We start from the raw sequence: 15,946 nt of genomic DNA, 5'->3' as shown, positions 1-15,946 counted from the left end.
GACCACGTAGTACCAGAGCGCCGGGCGCGGCCGGCGCGGCCGGCAGTGGCAATCGCCGTTCGGCGCCAACCTCTATTTGAGCGTGCTGTACCAGCTGTCCGGAGGCTTCTCGTCGCTGGGCGGGTTGAGTCTCGCCGCCGGGGTGGCCGTAGGCAGGGCCCTGGCGGACACCGTGCCGGAGCTGGGGCTGGGCCTGAAGTGGCCCAACGACCTGCTGGTGGACGGCGCCAAGCTGGGCGGCGTTCTGATTGAGCTGGCCGGCGAGATGGAGGGGCAGGTCCAGGTGGTGGTGGGCGTCGGCATCAACGTGGCCATGAGCGACCACCAGGCCGAGGCCATCGACCAGGACTGGACGGACCTGCGCCGCGCCAGCGCGGCGCCGCCGGACCGCACGCGGCTGGCCACCGCCGTGGCCGGCGAGCTGCTCACCATGCTTGACCGGTTCGCGGTGGACGGCTTCGCGCCGTTCACGGCGGCCTTCGATCAAATGGACGTCTGCCGGGACCGGCCGGTGGTGATTCATACTGGCGCCGGTCAGCGCACCGGGGTGGCCCGGGGCGTGTCCGAGGACGGCGCCCTGCGGGTGGAAATAGACGGAGAGATCCATTACATGCACGGCGGCGAAGTGAGCTTGAGATTACAATGAAGTTGTTCGTGGATGTGGGGAACACCGCCTTGAAATGGCGCCGCCGTGGGGCGGACGGGACCGTGCAGGGCGGCGCCGCCCACGGCCGTGACTGGCCCCGGGCCCTGCAGGCGCCGCTGGACGCCGGCGCGGCCGGATTCGAACAGATCTGGGTGGCGTCGGTGGCCGGCGCGGAAGCGGATGAGCGCATCGGCGCCTTGATCGAGGCGCGTACCGGGGTGCCCCCGCGGTTCTACTACTCCCGGCAGGAGGACTTCGGGGTCAGCAACTGCTACCCGGAGCCGCGCCGGCTGGGCGTGGACCGCTGGGTGGCCCTGGTGGAGTGCTGGCAACGCTTCGGTGCCGGCATCATTATCGATTGCGGCAGCGCCCTCACCATCGACGCGATTGATGGCGAGGGCCGTTTTCTGGGCGGCTACATCGTGCCGGGGCTGGGCATGCTGCGCAGTGCGCTGCTGCGCGACACCGCCGACGTCCACGTGGACCAGGCCCGGCCCCGCCTGGCGCTGGGGCGCTCCACCGGGGAGTGCGTCCATAACGGCCTGCTGCGCATGTCTGTGGCGTTCGTCACGGATGTGGTGGTTGAACTGCGTGAACGCCTTCCGGATACTTGCAAGGTATTGGTGACCGGCGGCGACGCGGACGAGCTCAGCTCCGCCTTTTCCTTTGAATTCATGCATTTGCCCGACCTGGTGCTGGACGGTCTGGAGCGGGTGGCGGCACGTCAATAATAAAGCTTGGGGGCGACAGTCGGTGCGATGGGTCTTTTACAGCCTTCTGGTGGTGAACCTGGTCTACCTGGGCTGGCAGCTGGTATCCGACGCCGTTTGGGGTGGCGGATCATCGGCCATTATTGAGCGCGCCGACGCCGGTGAGTCTGCCGACGCTCCCGCTCTGCGGCTGTTGAGCGAAGCGCCGCAGCCGGACCGGGCGCTGCGCCCGGACGCACCGGCGCGCCCGGGGTTGTGCCCGGTGGTCGGGCCCTGGTCGGCCCGCGGCGAGGCGGAGCGCGCCCGCGTGCAGCTGGAAGCGGCCGGGTTGGCGGCAACGATCCGCGCGGTGACGGTTCAGAAAGACCACCTCAACTGGGTTTACCTGCCCCCCTACGACAGCCGTGAGCGGGCCCTGGAAGTGCTCAGCGAGCTGCAGTCCCGGGGCGTGGACAGCTTTATCGTCAAGGCCGGGGAGGACGCCAACGCCATTTCCCTGGGGTATTTCACCAGCGAGGAGTCCGCCGAAGGGCTGCGCGTGAAAATGCATAATGCCGGTTATCCGGCCTTTGTGCGCGAGACCTCGCGGCCGGTGACCGAATACTGGTTGTACATGCCGGAAAGGGCGGACGGCGCCGCGGCGCTGGAGGATTTTCTGGTCGGCAACCCGGCGGTGAGCCGCGATCGGGTGGCCTGCCGGACCCCGGCACGACAAAACGGATAATCGCCGCGGCAATCATTGCACCCCCGATGGGCTTTCTATAGAATGCGCAGCCCTTATGCTGCTGGCGTAGCTCAGTTGGTAGAGCAGCTGATTTGTAATCAGCCGGTCGGGGGTTCGACTCCTCTCGCCAGCTCCAGCTTTAAACGTGCCTAACTACTTGAAAATTGGTTGACAAGTGGTTGTGCCGAAAAGAGAATGTAGGCCCTTTTCTGGAGGGGTTCCCGAGTGGCCAAAGGGATCAGACTGTAAATCTGACGCGAAAGCTTCGGAGGTTCGAATCCTCCCCCCTCCACCAGATTAAAGCAGATCATTCTTTGGATGGTTTGTATGGCCGGAAGGCTGGCAGGCATCGGAAGGTTTGCGGGTATAGTTCAACGGTAGAACCTCAGCCTTCCAAGCTGATGATGCGGGTTCGATTCCCGCTGCCCGCTCCAGGCTGTGGTGACAATTTGGATGCCTGACAAGGCAATATGAAGTTTACGCTCATGTAGCTCAGTAGGTAGAGCACACCCTTGGTAAGGGTGAGGTCACCGGTTCAAATCCGGTCATGAGCTCCAATTTCCGGGCCCAGGTATATCCTGGGTCCGGCTTCATGTGTCTTGATGGTGCCAAGGTGGTCTGTGTTTATCAATACAGTCCTTAAATGTGTCTTTATCGGGTGTATGCGCGCCATATGGCGAGGAAGCACAGCCAAGTTAAGAGGTGAAGAGTCGTGGCAAAGGAAAAGTTTGAACGTAATAAACCGCACGTAAACGTAGGCACCATTGGTCACGTTGACCATGGTAAAACCACTCTGACCGCCGCGCTGACCCGCGTGTGTGCAGAGGTTTGGGGCGGTAGCGCCATCGCTTTCGACGGCATTGATAATGCCCCGGAAGAGCGTGAGCGTGGTATCACCATTGCAACTTCTCACGTGGAATACGATTCCCCGACTCGTCACTACGCCCACGTAGACTGCCCGGGTCACGCTGATTATGTGAAGAACATGATCACCGGTGCTGCGCAGATGGACGGTGCGATCCTGGTATGTTCCGCTGCTGACGGCCCGATGCCGCAGACCCGCGAGCACATCCTGCTGTCCCGTCAGGTTGGCGTACCTTACATCGTTGTGTTCCTGAACAAAGCGGACATGGTTGACGATGAAGAGCTGCTTGAGCTGGTGGAAATGGAAGTTCGCGAACTGCTGAGCGACTATGACTTCCCGGGCGACGACACGCCGATCATCAAGGGCTCTGCCCTGAAGGCACTGGAAGGCGATACCAGCGAAATCGGTATGCCTGCCGTGCAGAAACTGGTTGAGTGCCTGGATGAGTACATCCCGGAGCCGGAGCGTGCCGTAGATCAGCCGTTCCTGATGCCGATCGAAGACGTATTCTCCATCTCTGGTCGCGGTACCGTAGTAACCGGCCGTGTAGAGCGTGGCATCATCAAAGTGGGCGAGGAAATCGAGATCGTCGGTATCCACGACACCACCAAGACCACCTGTACCGGTGTGGAAATGTTCCGCAAGCTGCTGGACGAAGGTCGTGCTGGTGAGAACGTTGGTGTTCTGCTGCGTGGTACCAAGCGTGATGACGTTGAGCGTGGTCAGGTTCTGGCCAAGCCGGGCTCCATCAAGCCGCACACCAAGTTTATCGCTGAGGTGTACGTGCTGAGCAAGGACGAAGGTGGTCGTCACACTCCGTTCTTCAACGGCTACCGTCCGCAGTTCTACTTCCGTACCACCGACGTAACGGGTGCTTGTACCCTGCCGGAAGGTACCGAGATGGTAATGCCGGGCGACAACGTGCAAATGGACGTTGAGCTGATCGCACCGATCGCCATGGAAGACGGCCTGCGCTTCGCTATCCGCGAAGGTGGTCGTACCGTTGGTGCCGGTGTGGTAGCCAAAATCACCGAGTAAGTCTTGCTCGGTGTGTGAAAGGGGGCCGCCTGGCGGCCCCTTTTTGATGCTGGTGTCAGGCCTTTGGGCGTGTGCCGGCGTGCTCTCGGGATGCCGGGAGTGGGTAGGAAGGTAGACTGTAAGGGGCGAGAGCACTTTATTTTCACTTTTTTGCCGGATTTCCCGGATTAGGGGCAAAAGGCCCTTGCAATGCCCGGGGGGAATGGCTACTATCTGCGCCCTGCTTTCGAGCAGTACCAACCGGGGCATTGTTCCCGGGCTTGTTTTGACACCACTCACCTATCCGTTAGTGATCAGGTAAGTGGGCTTTTTGCCATATAAATATGGTTCGAAACAGTCTGGAGTTTGTTAGCTATGGCTAACCAAAGAATCCGCATCCGGCTCAAGGCCTTTGATCATCGTCTGATTGATCAGTCCGCCCAAGAGATCGTGGATACGGCTAAACGGACAGGCGCGCAAGTGACGGGTCCTATCCCGCTGCCGACGCGTAAAGAACGCTTTACAGTGCTGATCTCTCCGCACGTAAACAAAGACGCGCGAGATCAGTATGAGATCCGCACCCACAAGCGGCTGGTGGACATCGTTGAGCCTACGGATAAAACCGTGGATGCGCTGATGAAGCTGGATCTGGCTGCTGGTGTGGATGTGCAGATCAGCCTGGGTTAACAACGGGCGGGTATTACCGCGACAGGTTGTGAAGAGGTAAACAATGGCGATTGGTGTGATCGGTCGGAAATGTGGGATGACCCGGGTCTTCACTGAGGAAGGTATCAGTGTTCCCGTGACTGTCATCGAAGTGACCCCGAATCGGGTCTCCCAGCTCAAGGCCGAAGAATCAGATGGCTACCAGGCCGTGCAAGTAACGGTCGGTGAGCGCCGTGCCAGCCGCGTGACCAAGGCGCAAGCCGGTCATTTTGCAAAGGCTGGTGTGGAAGCAGGCCGTGGCGTTTGGGAATTCCGTGCTGAGGCGGGTGAGCTGCAGCCGGGTTCTGAAGTGACCGTCGAAGGATTTGAAGCGGGTCAGATGATTGATGTGACCGGCACTTCCAAAGGTAAGGGTTTTGCTGGTGGCGTGAAGCGTTGGAACTTCAGCACCCAGGATATGACCCACGGTAACTCCTTGTCTCACCGTGCTCCGGGTTCCATTGGTCAAAACCAGACCCCGGGCCGAGTGTTTAAAGGCAAGAAGATGGCTGGCCATATGGGTGCTGAGCGCGTCACTGTCCAGAATCTGGAAGTGGTTCGCGTAGATGCTGAAAAGAATCTGTTGCTGGTTAAAGGTGCGGTCCCCGGTGCTACCGGTGGTGATGTGATCGTGCGTCTGGCAGTGAAGGCGAAGGCCTGAAAGAGGAATAGAGGATGAATCTCAATACTGCCTCTGGAGGTACCGTTACCGTTTCCGAAGTCGCCTTCGGCAAGGACTTTAACGAGCCTCTGGTTCATCAGGTTGTTACTGCGTTTCTGGCTGGTGCCCGTCAGGGTACAAAAGCCCAGAAAAACCGCTCTGATGTGAGTGGTGGTGGCCGTAAACCGTGGCGCCAAAAAGGCACAGGCCGTGCCCGTGCGGGTACGATCCGTAGCCCGATCTGGCGTGGCGGCGGCAAGACGTTTGCTGCGGTACCGCGTGATCACTCTCAAAAAGTGAACCGTAAAATGTACCGTGGTGCGCTCCAGTGCATCATGTCTGAGCTGGTTCGTCAGGATCGTCTGGTTGTGGTGGATGAGTTCACCGTCGGCGAGCCGAAGACCAAGGCTGTTGCAGCCAAGCTGAAAGAGCTGGATCTGACTAACGTACTGATTGTGACTGACAGTGTTGACGAGAACCTTTACCTGGGTTCGCGCAATCTGCCGAAAGTCGACGTGCGTGACGCTGATGGCGTAGATCCGGTGAGCCTGATTGCTTTCGAGAAGGTGCTTGTTACTGTGCCGGCTCTGAAGAAGCTTGAGGAGGCACTGGCATGAACCAGGAACGTATTTTGAAAGTGCTGCGTGCTGCGCACGTGTCTGAGAAGGCAACAATTCTTGCCGATCAGAACGGCACCTTCGTGTTTAAAGTGGCTAAAGATGCGAACAAGCTGGAAATCAAAAAGGCAGTAGAAGCCCTTTTTGAAGTGAAGGTTAAGGCTGTTCGTACCGCCAACATGAAAGGCAAGTCCAAATTCTTTGGTCGCGTTGCGGGTAAGCGCGCTGACTGGAAGAAGGCCTATGTTTCCCTTGAGGAAGGCCAGGACATTGACTTCCTGGGCGCAGAGTAAGGAAGGGAGTAAGGAATAATGGCGATTGTAAAGTGCAAGCCGACTTCTCCGGGCCGCCGCTTTGTAGTCAAGGTGGTCAACGAAGATCTGCATAAAGGTGCTCCCTACGCGCCGCTGTTGGAAGCCAAGAGCAAAAACGGTGGTCGTAACAACAATGGTCGTATCACCACTCGTCATAAGGGTGGCGGTCACAAGCAGAAATATCGCTTGGTCGACTTCCGTCGCAACAAAGACGGTGTTGTAGGCATTGTTGAGCGTCTGGAATACGATCCGAACCGTTCCGCGCACATTGCGCTGGTCAAGTACCTGGACGGTGAGCGTCGCTATATTTTGGCCCCCAAAGGCCTGCAAGCGGAAGATCGCATCCAGTCCGGCGAAGATGCGCCGATCAAGCTGGGTAACGCCTTGCCGCTGCGTAATATTCCGCTGGGTTCCACCGTGCATAACGTGGAAATGAAGCCCGGTAAAGGTGGTCAGCTGGCGCGTTCTGCAGGAACTTCTGTGCAGGTGCTGGCGAAAGACGGTCAGTATGTGACCCTGCGTTTGCGCTCTGGCGAAATGCGCAAGGTTCACGCCGACTGCAAGGCGACCATCGGATCAGTATCCAACAGTGAGCATAGTTTGCGCTCACTGGGTAAAGCGGGCGCAACGCGCTGGCGGGGTGTTCGACCCACCGTTCGCGGTGCGGCGATGAACCCGGTCGACCACCCACATGGTGGTGGTGAAGGGCGCTCTTCTGGTGGTCGTCATCCGGTAACCCCCTGGGGTGTGCCGACTAAGGGCCACAAGACCCGTACAAACAAGCGCACTTCCAAGATGATTGTGCGTGACCGTCGTAAGTAAGGGATAAAGAGAGGTTCAGGCTGTGCCACGTTCACTGAAAAAAGGTCCTTTTGTGGATCACCACCTGCTCAGCAAGGTGGAAGATGCGGTGGAAGCCGGCTCCCGTAAGCCGATTAAAACCTGGTCCCGTCGCTCCATGATTGTTCCGGAGATGGTGGGTCTGACAATTGCTGTGCATAACGGCAAACAGCATGTCCCGGTAATGGTTACCGAGCACATGGTGGGCCACAAGTTGGGCGAATTCGCCCTGACCCGCACTTACCGCGGGCATATCGTGGACAAAAAGGCTAAGCGATAAGGTGACAGCCATGGCTACTGAAGTTGCAGCCCGTCTGCGCGGCGCAAGAATTTCGGCTCAGAAAGCCCGCCTCGTAGCGGACCAGGTCCGAGGCCTGGAAGTCGAGAAGGCGCTGAATCTTCTGGAATTCAGCCCGAAGAAGGCGGCAAAAATCGTTAAGAAAGTGCTGGAGTCCGCGATTGCAAATGCGGAAAACAACGACGGCGCTGACGTTGATGAGCTGAAGGTGTCCACGGTTTACGTGGATGAAGGCATGACCATGAAGCGTATTCGTCCGCGCGCCAAAGGCCGCGCTGACCGAATCCTCAAGCGTACTTGCCACATTACTGTGAAAGTCTCAGAAGGTCAGGAGTAACCAGATGGGTCAGAAAGTTCATCCGGTCGGTATTCGCCTTGGCATTGTCAAAGAGCACAACTCGCTCTGGTATGCCGGACCGAAGTCTTACTCAGACTGCCTGGTTACCGACCTGCAGGTGCGTGAGTTCCTGTTCAAGCGTTTGAAGAACGCGTCGGTGAGCCGTATCAAGATTGAGCGTCCGTCAGAGAACGTACGCATCACTATTGCTACTGCACGTCCGGGCATCGTGATTGGTAAGAAAGGCGAAGATGTCGAGCGTCTGCGCCGCGATGTTGCCGCCCAGATGGGTGTGCCGGTTCATATCAACATCGAGGAAGTGCGCAAGCCCGACCTGGATGCGCGTCTGGTAGGCGACAATGTTGCCGGTCAGCTGGAGCGCCGTGTGATGTTCCGTCGTGCCATGAAGCGTGCGGTTCAGAACGCCATGAAGTCCGGTGCTGAAGGTATCAAGATTCAGTTGTCCGGTCGTCTGGGTGGTGCAGAAATTGCGCGTACCGAGTGGTACCGCGAGGGCCGAGTGCCTCTGCATACTTTGCGTGCCGACATCGATTACGCAAGCGTACGTGCTGAAACCACTTACGGCACCATCGGTATCAAGGTGTGGATCTTCCGTGGCGAAGTGCTTGGTGGCATGGAGCAGGTTCAGCAGGAAGAGCAGCAGAAGCAGTCCAAGGGCGCGAAGAAGCGCGGCCGCGGTTAAAGGGTAACGAACGATGTTGCAGCCGAAGCGTACCAAATTCCGGAAAGTGATGAAGGGCCGTAACCGCGGCCTGGCACAGCGGGGCAGCAAAGTGTCTTTTGGCACTATTGGTCTGCAAGCTACCGGTCGTGGCCGTATTACTGCGCGCCAGATCGAAGCGGCCCGTCGTGCAATGACCCGCCACATCAAGCGTGGTGGTAAAATTTGGATCCGGGTTTTCCCGGACAAGCCGATTACCAAGAAGCCTCTCGAAGTGCGGATGGGTAAAGGTAAGGGTTCTGTAGAGTATTGGGTTGCCCAGATTCAACCGGGCAAGATGCTTTACGAAATGGAAGGTGTGTCAGAAGACGTTGCGCGTGAAGCGTTCCGTCTGGCCGCGGCCAAGCTGCCGGTAAGCACCCGTGTCGTGACTCGGACGGTGATGTAAGCCATGAAAGCGAGCGAGCTGAAAGAAAAGAGTGTCGAAGAGCTGCAGCAGACGCAAATCGAGCTGCTTGAAGAACAATTCAAGCTGCGTATGAAGAGCGCGTCCGGTCAGATTTCTAAAACCCATGAGCTTGGGACGGTTCGCCGCAATATTGCGCGCGTTAAGACCATTCTGAGAGAGAAGCAGGGTAACTAGTCATGGCAGAGGCGAATACAATGCGCCGGACCGCTACCGGCAAAGTCATCTCTAATAAAGGTGACAAAACTATCACTGTGTTGGTAGAGCGCCGGGTCCAGCACCCGATTTACGGCAAGATCATCAAGCGTTCCACGAAACTGATGGCGCACGATGAAGAAAATGCATGTCGTGAAGGTGACCTGGTCACCATTGAGGAGTGCCGGCCGCTGTCCAAGCGCAAGACCTGGATGCTGGTAAACGTAGTTGAACAGGCGAACGAAGCCTGACGGACCGTTGCTGTGGCTGCCTGTAAAGGCAGAGTTGGAGAGATTTAGCGATGATTCAGACCGAAAGCATGCTCGAAGTCGCCGATAACAGCGGCGCCCGTCGGGTACAGTGCATCAAAGTGCTGGGTGGTTCTCACCGCCGCTATGCAGGCATTGGTGACATCATCAAGGTCACAGTGAAGGAAGCAATTCCGCGCGGCCGTGTAAAGAAAGGTGATGTAATGACCGCTGTGGTCGTGCGTACCCGTAAGGGTGTGCGTCGTCCAGACGGTTCACTGATTCGTTTCGACGAAAACGCCGCGGTGCTGTTGAACAACAACAAAGCACCGATTGGTACCCGGATCTTCGGCCCGGTAACGCGGGAGCTGCGTACCGAGCAGTTTATGAAGATCATCTCCCTGGCACCTGAAGTTCTGTAAAGGCGGGTGAAGGTAATGCTCAAGATTAAGCGTGATGACGAAGTCATCGTAATTGCGGGAAAGGACAAAGGTAAGCGTGGCTCTGTTCAGCAGGTTCTGGACAACGGTCGCCTCATCGTTGCTGGCGTCAACATGGTCAAGAAACATGTTAAAGCCAATCCTAACCGTGGTACTCAAGGCGGCATCGTAGAACAGGAAGCATCGCTTAACGCTTCCAACGTTGCCATCTGGAACCCCAAGACGCAGAAAGCGGATCGTGTGGGCTTCCGTTTTGAAGACGGCAAAAAAGTGCGTTTCTTCAAGTCCAACGGCGAAACGCTGTAGGTTAGGTGACCCATGAGTGATCTGAAAAAGATTTATCAAGACGAAATCGTGCCCAAGCTGAAAGAAGAGCTTGGTCTCGGTAATATCATGGAAGTGCCAAAGATCACCAAGATCACCCTGAACATGGGTGTTGGTGAGGCCTCCCAGGATCGTAAGGCGATGGATGGTGCCCTGGCGGACATGACCGCAATTTCCGGTCAGAAGCCCCTGGTAACCAACGCGCGGAAGTCTGTTGCAGGCTTCAAGATTCGTGAAGGCTGGCCGATTGGCTGTAAGGTAACCCTGCGTGGCGAGAGAATGTATGAATTTCTCGAGCGCCTGGTCTCCATTGCCATTCCGCGTATTCGCGACTTCCGTGGTCTGAATCCGAAATCCTTTGATGGGCGTGGTAACTATTCCATGGGTCTGCGTGAGCAGATCGTGTTCCCGGAAATCGATTTTGACAAAGTCGACAAGCTGCGTGGTCTGGATATTACCATTACCACCACAGCTGAAAACGACGACCAAGCACGGGCGCTGCTGCGCGCCTTCAACTTCCCGCTGAAGGGCTAAGAGGATTTATCATGGCTAAAGAATCCATGAAAAACCGGGAAGCAAAACGCGCTAAGCTGGTTAAGCGTTTTGCCGCCAAGCGTGCAGCGCTTAAGGCGATTATCCAGGATCCCAATGCAGAACCTGAAGCGAAGTGGGATGCTCAGCTTCAGCTGCAAAAATTGCCGCGCGATTCTTCCCCGGTTCGTCAGCGTAATCGCTGCCGTATCACCGGTCGTCCGCACGGCTACTACCGCAAGTTCGGCCTGAGCCGGATCAAGCTGCGTGAAGCAGCGATGCGCGGTGATGTTCCCGGTCTGGTTAAAGCCAGCTGGTAAGCAAAGTTAAGCGGAGCGATTGCGGCATGAGCATGCAAGATACCATGGCGGATATGTTAACTCGTATTCGTAACGCCCAGATGGCCGAGAAAGTACAGGTCGAGATTCCTGCCTCCAAGGCAAAGGAAGCTGTAGCCAAAGTACTGAAGGAAGAGGGCTTCATTGCTGATTACAAGATCAGCGATGACAAGAAACCGGTAATGACGGTTGAGCTTAAGTATTTCGAAGGCAACCCGGTGATTGACACGATCAAACGGGTAAGTCGTCCTGGTCTGCGGGTCTACAAGGCCGCGGGTGAGATTCCCAAGGTCAAAGGCGGCCTGGGTATCATGATCGTATCCACCAATCAGGGCATTATTTCTGACCGCGCAGCGCGCAAAGCCAATGTTGGTGGCGAGCTGATCTGCGAAGTGTCCTAACAGAAGTGGCGTAGACGGGTTAGGTGCAGCAATGTCTAGAGTAGCTAAAAGTCCGGTAAATCTGCCGAAGGGCGTCGAAGTCAAAGTCGACGGCCAGAAAGTCACCGTTAAAGGTGGCAAAGGCAGCATGGAGCACGAAGTACACGAGCTGGTAGCCGTGTCTCTGGAAGATGGTGTGGTAACGGTTAAGCCGCACGATGATTCCCAGAAGGCGTGGGCACTGGCCGGAACCTCTCGGGCTCTGCTGAATAACATGGTGACTGGCGTTGCCGAAGGGTTCGAGCGTAAGCTTCAGCTCCTCGGTGTGGGTTATCGCGCGCAGGCTCAGGGCAAGGTACTGAACCTGACCCTCGGTTTTTCCCATCCGGTAGCTTTCGAGCTGCCTGAAGGGATTACTGTTGAAACCCCGAGCCAGACCGAAATTGTCATTAAAGGCATTGATAAGCAGCTGGTTGGTCAGGTTGCTGCCAATGTTCGGGCCTTCCGTCCGCCTGAGCCCTACAAGGGCAAAGGGGTGCGCTATGCTGATGAGCAAGTGCGCCGTAAGGAAGCCAAGAAGAAATAATCGTCGAGATTGATGCCATGAAAGACAAAAAAGTTTCACGTCTACGCAGGGCCAAGCGCACTCGCCTGAAGATCCGCGAGCTGGGCGAAGTCCGTCTCTGCGTACATCGTACCCCGCGTCATATTTATGCGCAGGTGATCTCTGTGGCTGGTGACCAGGTGCTGGCGTCTGCAAGCACGGTTGAAAAAGATCTGCGTGCTGACGCGACAGGTAATGCTGACGCAGCGGTGAAAGTTGGCCAGCTGATCGCTCAGCGTGCCAAGGAAGCGGGCATTGAGCGCGTAGCCTTTGACCGTTCTGGTTTCAAATATCACGGCCGTGTTAAGGCGCTGGCAGATGCCGCGCGTGAAAACGGTCTTGAATTCTAAGGGTGCTTGGTTATGGCGAAGGTTGATCCCAACGAAGGTCTGCAGGAAAAGCTGGTTCAGGTAAACCGGGTTGCTAAGGTTGTTAAAGGCGGCCGTATTTTCGGTTTTACCGCGTTGACCGTAGTGGGTGACGGCAAGGGTAAGGTCGGCTTTGGTCGTGGTAAGGCCCGTGAAGTGCCTGCTGCTATCCAGAAAGCCCTGGAAGCTGCCCGCCGCAACATGATTCAGGTGGAGCTCAACGGCACCACCATCCAGCACCCGATGAAGGCTCGTCACGGTGCCTCCAAGGTGTACATGCAGCCGGCCGATGACGGTACCGGTGTAATTGCCGGCGGTGCCATGCGTGCCGTGCTGGAAGTCGCAGGCGTTCAGAACGTACTGGCCAAGTGCTATGGCTCCACCAATCCGGTAAACGTGGTTCGGGCTACTTTTAACGGCCTGAAGTCCATGGCTTCTCCGGAGTCTGTGGCTGCCAAGCGTGGCAAGTCTGTCGAAGACATTCTGAACTAAGCGCAGATAACGGAATCGTTACGATGGCTGATAAGATCAAGGTAAAGCTGGTTAAGAGCATCAACGGCCGGCTGGAAAAGCATAGGGCCTGTGTGCGCGGTCTCGGTCTGCGCCGCATCGGCCACACTGTGGAAGTTGAAGATACCCCGGCAGTACGCGGCATGATCAACAAGGTCGCGTATCTGGTGCAGGTAGAGGGAGAATAAGTGATGCGTCTGAATGATCTGCATCCCGCTGAAGGTTCCCGTCCGGACGCTAAGCGCGTTGGTCGTGGTATCGGCTCCGGCCTGGGCAAGACCGGTGGTCGCGGCCATAAGGGTCAGAAGTCCCGCTCCGGCGGAACGGTGAAGCCCGGTTTCGAGGGTGGTCAAATGCCGCTGCAGCGTCGTGTGCCGAAGTTCGGTTTCACGTCCAAGCTGGCTATGGGCACTGCTGAAGTCCGTCTTGCTGAACTGGCTAAAGTTGAAGGCGATGTGATCGATCTGGCCGCCCTGAAAGCAGCCAATGTTGTGCGTCGTGACATGAAGCGCGCCAAGATTGTTCTGCAGGGCGAAATCGACCGTGCAGTCACCATTCGTGGCGTAGCGATCAGCAAAGGCGCCCGCGAAGCGGTCGAGAAAGCTGGCGGTAAAGTCGAAGAATAAGGCAGCGCTTTATGGCGAAGAATCGCGCTCAGACATTGAATGGTGGTCCGCCGAAGGCTGACAGCAGCGCAATGCGTGAGCTGTGGCGGCGAATCGGTTTTCTGTTGGGCGCCCTGGTGGTGTTCCGGATCGGGGCACATATCCCGGTCCCGGGCATGAACCCGGAAGCGTTGCAGCAGATGTTCAACAACAACCGGGACACCATTCTTGGCCTGTTCAACATGTTCTCCGGGGGCTCCCTGGAGCGCATGAGTATCTTTGCGCTGGGCATCATGCCCTACATTACTGCCAGCATCGTGATTCAGTTGATGACAGCAGTAGTGCCTACCCTTGAGCAGCTTCGTAAGGAAGGTGAGCAGGGTCGGCGCAAGATTACCCAGTACACCCGTTATCTGACGGTATTACTGGGTGGCATCCAGTCCTTCGGCATGGTTGCCGGACTTAACAGCCAGGGCATTACGTTGCTGCCGGAAACGGCCAGCACGATGCAGGTTGCCAGCTTCTATTTTGTGGCGGTAACCACCTTGCTGACCGGTACCGTCTTCCTGATGTGGCTGGGTGAGCAGATTACCGAGCGGGGTATCGGCAATGGTATTTCCATGCTGATCTTCGCGTCCATCGTGTCAGGCCTGCCTGGCGCCATTGCGCAGACTTTCGAGTCCGCCCGTACTGGTGACCTGAGCCTGATCATGATGTTGTTTGTGTTCCTGGTGGCCCTCGCCGTGATTTTCGGTGTGGTTTTCATGGAGCGCGGGCAGCGCCGTATTACGGTGAACTATGCACGTCGTCAGCAGGGACGTCGTGTGTATGCAGCGCAGCAGAGTCATCTGCCGCTGAAGGTGAACATGGCAGGCGTTATTCCGGCTATCTTTGCCAGCTCCATTCTGCTGTTTCCGGCATCGCTGACCCAGTGGTTCAGTGATTCCAATCCGGACTCCTGGTGGGGAGAGGCACTGAGAAACGTTAGTGATGCTCTGCTGCCGGGTACGCCGCTGTATATTCTGCTGTTTACCCTGGCAATCGTGTTCTTCTGCTACTTTTATACTGCGCTGGTGTTCAATCCGAAGGATGTCGCTGACAACCTGAAGAAATCCGGCGCTTATATTCCGGGCATTCGCCCGGGCGAGCAATCTGCTCGCTATATCGACACAGTGATGGGACGTTTGACCCTGATCGGTTCGGTATACATGACGCTGGTGTGCTTGCTGCCGCTGGGTCTGCAGGCAGTTGCCAACGTGCCCTTCTATCTGGGCGGCACCTCCCTGCTGATTGTGGTGGTGGTGGTGATGGATTTCTGGTCGCAAGTTAATTCGCACCTGACGTCCACCCAGTACGAGAAGTTGATGAAGAAATCCAACCTGAAAGGGTATGGTGGCACCGGTCTGGTGCGTTAACGAACGAGGCGAGTGCGATGAAAGTTCAGGCTTCTGTGAAGAAGATCTGCCGAAACTGCAAAGTGATCCGTCGTAAGGGTCGCGTCATGGTTATCTGCAGTGCCGAACCCCGGCACAAGCAGCGCCAGGGTTAAGGTTACGTCTTCTTTTAAGTGTTTGGTTGAAATTCAGTCGGTGTAGCGCTAGACTCTGCCGCCTTTCGGCGCCCTTGAGTCTGGCGCCACCCGTTTTGTGAATCGGAGATATTCGGATGGCCCGTATTGCAGGCGTTAACATCCCGGAAAATAAGCACACGGTGATCTCTCTCACCTACATCTTCGGGATCGGTCGTACCCGTGCAGCTCAAATCTGCACCGCGGCCGGTATTGATCAGACCGCGAAAGTTCGTGATCTGAGCGGTGAACAACTTGACGTCATTCGTGGCGAGGTAGCCAAGTTGTCTACTGAAGGTGACCTGCGCCGGGAAATCACCATGAACATCAAGCGTCTGATGGACCTCGGTTGCTACCGTGGTATTCGTCATCGTCGCGGCTTGCCACTGCGTGGCCAGCGTACCAAGACCAATGCTCGGACCCGTAAAGGTCCGCGTAAACCGATTCGCAAATAAGCTGAAACTTCAGCGGCTGGATTTGGATAGGCATTATGGCTAAGTCAAAGAAAGATAGTGGCGCACGTCGTAAGAAGGTAACGCGTACCGTTGCAGACGGTATCGCCCACGTGCACGCATCCTTCAACAATACCATCATCACCATCACTGATCGTCAGGGTAATGCGTTGTCCTGGGCGACCTCCGGTGGCGCTGGTTTCCGTGGTTCCCGTAAGAGCACCCCGTTTGCTGCCCAGGTGGCTGCCGAAAATGCGGGTAATGCTGCCAAGGACTACGGTCTCAAGAATTTGGAAGTACGGGTAAAAGGCCCGGGCCCAGGTCGCGAATCTTCCATTCGTGCACTGAATGGCTGTGGCTACAAGATTACCCATATTGAGGACGTTACGCCGATTCCGCATAACGGCTGTCGTCCGCCCAAAAAGCGTCGCGTGTAACGGGAGTTAAAGCAAGATGGCAAGATACATCGGTCCCAAGTGCAAGCTTTCCCGTCGTGAAGGCA

The 15,946-nt window shown here is 56.9% G+C and carries 28 protein-coding genes, 4 tRNA genes and 1 pseudogene; all 33 read left to right on the top strand.

Features of this window, described 5'->3' with window-relative positions:
- Positions 1–22 precede the first annotated feature (22 nt).
- Positions 23–646: pseudogene (locus HUJ17_RS00510) on the top strand (biotin--[acetyl-CoA-carboxylase] ligase); the annotation flags it as partial.
- Positions 643–1,377, top strand: coding sequence for a type III pantothenate kinase (locus HUJ17_RS00505; RefSeq protein WP_290508865.1), 735 nt, complete (start codon positions 643–645; stop codon positions 1,375–1,377). The pseudogene HUJ17_RS00510 and the gene HUJ17_RS00505, both read left to right, overlap by 4 nt.
- Positions 1,378–1,399: 22 nt before the next feature.
- On the top strand, positions 1,400–2,080 hold the full coding sequence (locus tag HUJ17_RS00500) for an SPOR domain-containing protein (protein ID WP_290508864.1): 681 nt from the start codon (positions 1,400–1,402) through the stop codon (positions 2,078–2,080).
- A gap of 60 nt (positions 2,081–2,140) precedes the next feature.
- Positions 2,141–2,216: transfer RNA gene (locus HUJ17_RS00495), tRNA-Thr, on the top strand.
- A gap of 75 nt (positions 2,217–2,291) precedes the next feature.
- A tRNA-Tyr gene (locus HUJ17_RS00490) sits at positions 2,292–2,375 on the top strand.
- Positions 2,376–2,440: 65 nt separating this feature from the next.
- A tRNA-Gly gene (locus HUJ17_RS00485) sits at positions 2,441–2,514 on the top strand.
- A 47-nt stretch (positions 2,515–2,561) separates the two neighbouring features.
- Positions 2,562–2,637, top strand: a tRNA-Thr gene (locus HUJ17_RS00480).
- 155 nt (positions 2,638–2,792) lie between these two features.
- Complete coding sequence (gene tuf, locus HUJ17_RS00475; protein ID WP_035250768.1) at positions 2,793–3,983, top strand: elongation factor Tu; 1,191 nt, start codon at positions 2,793–2,795, stop codon at positions 3,981–3,983.
- 354 nt (positions 3,984–4,337) lie between these two features.
- Positions 4,338–4,649, top strand: coding sequence for a 30S ribosomal protein S10 (rpsJ, locus tag HUJ17_RS00470; RefSeq protein WP_022986497.1), 312 nt, complete (start codon positions 4,338–4,340; stop codon positions 4,647–4,649).
- Positions 4,650–4,692: 43 nt separating this feature from the next.
- Positions 4,693–5,328, top strand: coding sequence for a 50S ribosomal protein L3 (gene rplC / locus HUJ17_RS00465; RefSeq protein WP_035249924.1), 636 nt, complete (start codon positions 4,693–4,695; stop codon positions 5,326–5,328).
- 14 nt (positions 5,329–5,342) lie between these two features.
- A complete protein-coding gene (gene rplD / locus HUJ17_RS00460; protein ID WP_290508863.1) occupies positions 5,343–5,945 on the top strand; it encodes a 50S ribosomal protein L4 in 603 nt (200 codons plus the stop codon).
- Entirely contained in the window at positions 5,942–6,238 is a 297-nt protein-coding gene (rplW, locus tag HUJ17_RS00455) for a 50S ribosomal protein L23 (RefSeq protein WP_062817666.1), read from the top strand. The genes rplD and rplW overlap by 4 nt, the downstream gene beginning before the upstream one ends.
- An 18-nt stretch (positions 6,239–6,256) precedes the next feature.
- A complete protein-coding gene (rplB, locus tag HUJ17_RS00450; RefSeq protein WP_290508862.1) occupies positions 6,257–7,081 on the top strand; it encodes a 50S ribosomal protein L2 in 825 nt (274 codons plus the stop codon).
- Between the two features lie 22 nt (positions 7,082–7,103).
- Positions 7,104–7,379, top strand: a complete 276-nt coding sequence (rpsS, locus tag HUJ17_RS00445) for a 30S ribosomal protein S19 (protein WP_035249928.1) — start codon at positions 7,104–7,106, stop codon at positions 7,377–7,379.
- A gap of 10 nt (positions 7,380–7,389) precedes the next feature.
- Complete coding sequence (rplV, locus tag HUJ17_RS00440) at positions 7,390–7,734, top strand: 50S ribosomal protein L22 (protein WP_062817664.1); 345 nt, start codon at positions 7,390–7,392, stop codon at positions 7,732–7,734.
- 4 nt (positions 7,735–7,738) lie between these two features.
- On the top strand, positions 7,739–8,437 hold the full coding sequence (rpsC, locus tag HUJ17_RS00435) for a 30S ribosomal protein S3 (RefSeq protein ID WP_062817663.1): 699 nt from the start codon (positions 7,739–7,741) through the stop codon (positions 8,435–8,437).
- Positions 8,438–8,450: 13 nt separating this feature from the next.
- The gene (rplP, locus tag HUJ17_RS00430) at positions 8,451–8,864 is read left to right on the top strand and encodes a 50S ribosomal protein L16 (protein WP_035249931.1); all 414 of its coding nucleotides are present in this window, start codon (positions 8,451–8,453) and stop codon (positions 8,862–8,864) included.
- A gap of 3 nt (positions 8,865–8,867) precedes the next feature.
- Positions 8,868–9,059: a 50S ribosomal protein L29 gene (rpmC, locus tag HUJ17_RS00425; RefSeq protein WP_011587694.1), complete on the top strand. Its 192-nt coding sequence runs from the start codon at positions 8,868–8,870 to the stop codon at positions 9,057–9,059.
- Between the two features lie 2 nt (positions 9,060–9,061).
- Positions 9,062–9,328, top strand: coding sequence for a 30S ribosomal protein S17 (rpsQ, locus tag HUJ17_RS00420; RefSeq protein WP_290508861.1), 267 nt, complete (start codon positions 9,062–9,064; stop codon positions 9,326–9,328).
- A 50-nt stretch (positions 9,329–9,378) separates the two neighbouring features.
- Entirely contained in the window at positions 9,379–9,747 is a 369-nt protein-coding gene (rplN, locus tag HUJ17_RS00415; protein WP_022986486.1) for a 50S ribosomal protein L14, read from the top strand.
- Positions 9,748–9,762: 15 nt separating this feature from the next.
- On the top strand, positions 9,763–10,071 hold the full coding sequence (gene rplX, locus HUJ17_RS00410; protein ID WP_290508860.1) for a 50S ribosomal protein L24: 309 nt from the start codon (positions 9,763–9,765) through the stop codon (positions 10,069–10,071).
- A gap of 12 nt (positions 10,072–10,083) precedes the next feature.
- The gene (rplE, locus tag HUJ17_RS00405) at positions 10,084–10,623 is read left to right on the top strand and encodes a 50S ribosomal protein L5 (protein WP_290508859.1); all 540 of its coding nucleotides are present in this window, start codon (positions 10,084–10,086) and stop codon (positions 10,621–10,623) included.
- A gap of 11 nt (positions 10,624–10,634) precedes the next feature.
- Positions 10,635–10,940, top strand: coding sequence for a 30S ribosomal protein S14 (rpsN, locus tag HUJ17_RS00400; RefSeq protein ID WP_035249935.1), 306 nt, complete (start codon positions 10,635–10,637; stop codon positions 10,938–10,940).
- A gap of 26 nt (positions 10,941–10,966) precedes the next feature.
- Positions 10,967–11,359 carry a 30S ribosomal protein S8 gene (gene rpsH / locus HUJ17_RS00395; RefSeq protein WP_062817658.1) on the top strand — a complete coding sequence of 131 codons (393 nt, stop codon included), beginning with the start codon at positions 10,967–10,969 and terminating at the stop codon, positions 11,357–11,359.
- Positions 11,360–11,390: 31 nt separating this feature from the next.
- Positions 11,391–11,924, top strand: coding sequence for a 50S ribosomal protein L6 (gene rplF, locus HUJ17_RS00390; RefSeq protein ID WP_290508858.1), 534 nt, complete (start codon positions 11,391–11,393; stop codon positions 11,922–11,924).
- Between the two features lie 17 nt (positions 11,925–11,941).
- Entirely contained in the window at positions 11,942–12,292 is a 351-nt protein-coding gene (gene rplR / locus HUJ17_RS00385; RefSeq protein WP_035249939.1) for a 50S ribosomal protein L18, read from the top strand.
- A 12-nt stretch (positions 12,293–12,304) separates the two neighbouring features.
- Positions 12,305–12,802: a 30S ribosomal protein S5 gene (rpsE, locus tag HUJ17_RS00380; protein ID WP_035249941.1), complete on the top strand. Its 498-nt coding sequence runs from the start codon at positions 12,305–12,307 to the stop codon at positions 12,800–12,802.
- Positions 12,803–12,825: 23 nt separating this feature from the next.
- Complete coding sequence (gene rpmD / locus HUJ17_RS00375) at positions 12,826–13,008, top strand: 50S ribosomal protein L30 (protein WP_062817655.1); 183 nt, start codon at positions 12,826–12,828, stop codon at positions 13,006–13,008.
- Positions 13,009–13,011: 3 nt separating this feature from the next.
- Positions 13,012–13,446 (top strand): 50S ribosomal protein L15, encoded by a 435-nt coding sequence (rplO, locus tag HUJ17_RS00370; RefSeq protein WP_290508866.1) that lies wholly within the window; start codon positions 13,012–13,014, stop codon positions 13,444–13,446.
- 11 nt (positions 13,447–13,457) lie between these two features.
- Positions 13,458–14,840, top strand: a complete 1,383-nt coding sequence (gene secY, locus HUJ17_RS00365; RefSeq protein WP_290508857.1) for a preprotein translocase subunit SecY — start codon at positions 13,458–13,460, stop codon at positions 14,838–14,840.
- A gap of 17 nt (positions 14,841–14,857) precedes the next feature.
- The gene (gene rpmJ, locus HUJ17_RS00360; protein ID WP_008928865.1) at positions 14,858–14,974 is read left to right on the top strand and encodes a 50S ribosomal protein L36; all 117 of its coding nucleotides are present in this window, start codon (positions 14,858–14,860) and stop codon (positions 14,972–14,974) included.
- Between the two features lie 116 nt (positions 14,975–15,090).
- Complete coding sequence (rpsM, locus tag HUJ17_RS00355; RefSeq protein ID WP_062817653.1) at positions 15,091–15,447, top strand: 30S ribosomal protein S13; 357 nt, start codon at positions 15,091–15,093, stop codon at positions 15,445–15,447.
- 35 nt (positions 15,448–15,482) lie between these two features.
- Positions 15,483–15,881 carry a 30S ribosomal protein S11 gene (gene rpsK, locus HUJ17_RS00350; protein WP_011587706.1) on the top strand — a complete coding sequence of 133 codons (399 nt, stop codon included), beginning with the start codon at positions 15,483–15,485 and terminating at the stop codon, positions 15,879–15,881.
- The last annotated feature ends 65 nt before the right edge of the window (positions 15,882–15,946 follow it).

The organism is Alcanivorax sp. (assembly GCF_014762765.1).
Taxonomy (GTDB): Bacteria; Pseudomonadota; Gammaproteobacteria; order Pseudomonadales; family Alcanivoracaceae; genus Alcanivorax.
The sequence above is the reverse complement of the archived record's forward strand: the minus strand, read 5'-3'. Positions and strand labels throughout refer to the sequence as shown.

Excerpts from the sequence above, each read along its gene's own strand:
- HUJ17_RS00505 (WP_290508865.1), top strand. The coding sequence starts at position 643 with ATGAAGTTGTTCGTGGATGTGGGGAACACCGCCTTGAAATGGCGCCGC.
- rpsJ (WP_022986497.1), top strand. The coding sequence starts at position 4,338 with ATGGCTAACCAAAGAATCCGCATCCGGCTCAAGGCCTTTGATCATCGT.
- rplC (WP_035249924.1), top strand. The coding sequence starts at position 4,693 with ATGGCGATTGGTGTGATCGGTCGGAAATGTGGGATGACCCGGGTCTTC.
- rplD (WP_290508863.1), top strand. The coding sequence starts at position 5,343 with ATGAATCTCAATACTGCCTCTGGAGGTACCGTTACCGTTTCCGAAGTC.
- rplW (WP_062817666.1), top strand. The coding sequence starts at position 5,942 with ATGAACCAGGAACGTATTTTGAAAGTGCTGCGTGCTGCGCACGTGTCT.
- rplB (WP_290508862.1), top strand. The coding sequence starts at position 6,257 with ATGGCGATTGTAAAGTGCAAGCCGACTTCTCCGGGCCGCCGCTTTGTA.
- rplV (WP_062817664.1), top strand. The coding sequence starts at position 7,390 with ATGGCTACTGAAGTTGCAGCCCGTCTGCGCGGCGCAAGAATTTCGGCT.
- rpsC (WP_062817663.1), top strand. The coding sequence starts at position 7,739 with ATGGGTCAGAAAGTTCATCCGGTCGGTATTCGCCTTGGCATTGTCAAA.
- rplP (WP_035249931.1), top strand. The coding sequence starts at position 8,451 with ATGTTGCAGCCGAAGCGTACCAAATTCCGGAAAGTGATGAAGGGCCGT.
- rpmC (WP_011587694.1), top strand. The coding sequence starts at position 8,868 with ATGAAAGCGAGCGAGCTGAAAGAAAAGAGTGTCGAAGAGCTGCAGCAG.
- rpsQ (WP_290508861.1), top strand. The coding sequence starts at position 9,062 with ATGGCAGAGGCGAATACAATGCGCCGGACCGCTACCGGCAAAGTCATC.
- rplN (WP_022986486.1), top strand. The coding sequence starts at position 9,379 with ATGATTCAGACCGAAAGCATGCTCGAAGTCGCCGATAACAGCGGCGCC.
- rplX (WP_290508860.1), top strand. The coding sequence starts at position 9,763 with ATGCTCAAGATTAAGCGTGATGACGAAGTCATCGTAATTGCGGGAAAG.
- rplE (WP_290508859.1), top strand. The coding sequence starts at position 10,084 with ATGAGTGATCTGAAAAAGATTTATCAAGACGAAATCGTGCCCAAGCTG.
- rpsN (WP_035249935.1), top strand. The coding sequence starts at position 10,635 with ATGGCTAAAGAATCCATGAAAAACCGGGAAGCAAAACGCGCTAAGCTG.
- rpsH (WP_062817658.1), top strand. The coding sequence starts at position 10,967 with ATGAGCATGCAAGATACCATGGCGGATATGTTAACTCGTATTCGTAAC.
- rplF (WP_290508858.1), top strand. The coding sequence starts at position 11,391 with ATGTCTAGAGTAGCTAAAAGTCCGGTAAATCTGCCGAAGGGCGTCGAA.
- rplR (WP_035249939.1), top strand. The coding sequence starts at position 11,942 with ATGAAAGACAAAAAAGTTTCACGTCTACGCAGGGCCAAGCGCACTCGC.
- rpsE (WP_035249941.1), top strand. The coding sequence starts at position 12,305 with ATGGCGAAGGTTGATCCCAACGAAGGTCTGCAGGAAAAGCTGGTTCAG.
- rpmD (WP_062817655.1), top strand. The coding sequence starts at position 12,826 with ATGGCTGATAAGATCAAGGTAAAGCTGGTTAAGAGCATCAACGGCCGG.
- rplO (WP_290508866.1), top strand. The coding sequence starts at position 13,012 with ATGCGTCTGAATGATCTGCATCCCGCTGAAGGTTCCCGTCCGGACGCT.
- secY (WP_290508857.1), top strand. The coding sequence starts at position 13,458 with ATGGCGAAGAATCGCGCTCAGACATTGAATGGTGGTCCGCCGAAGGCT.
- rpmJ (WP_008928865.1), top strand. The coding sequence starts at position 14,858 with ATGAAAGTTCAGGCTTCTGTGAAGAAGATCTGCCGAAACTGCAAAGTG.
- rpsM (WP_062817653.1), top strand. The coding sequence starts at position 15,091 with ATGGCCCGTATTGCAGGCGTTAACATCCCGGAAAATAAGCACACGGTG.
- rpsK (WP_011587706.1), top strand. The coding sequence starts at position 15,483 with ATGGCTAAGTCAAAGAAAGATAGTGGCGCACGTCGTAAGAAGGTAACG.